Raw genomic sequence first — 279 nt, 5'->3', positions numbered from 1 at the left:
TAAAGGATGTTTCAGCAATTCTTTTCTTTCGTTATCCAGTTTTCAAGGTGCAATTTGGTTCCTAACCACTCTCGCGGCAGGAATATTAGATTATCATACGCCTTCGTTACGATCAACCACTAAAAGTTGGCAACTTATTTGTATGGCATAACCCGCTTGGCGACGTCCTACTCTCCCAAGACCCTGCGGTCTAAGTACCATTGGCGCTGGAGGGCTTAACGGTCGTGTTCGGTATGGGAACGCGTGGTTCCCCTCCGCCATCGCCACCAAACGGATGAC

At 48.7% G+C, this 279-nt stretch carries 1 rRNA gene; it reads right to left on the bottom strand.

Annotated elements, in window-relative coordinates:
* Positions 1-154: 154 nt before the first annotated feature.
* Positions 155-271 (bottom strand): 5S ribosomal RNA (gene rrf / locus MRBLPE1_RS16815).
* Positions 272-279 lie beyond the last annotated feature (8 nt).

It is taken from the genome of Paenibacillus sp. LPE1-1-1.1 (assembly GCF_040676435.1).
Classification (GTDB): domain Bacteria; phylum Bacillota; class Bacilli; order Paenibacillales; family Paenibacillaceae; genus Pristimantibacillus.
The sequence above is the reverse complement of the archived record's forward strand: the minus strand, read 5'-3'. Positions and strand labels throughout refer to the sequence as shown.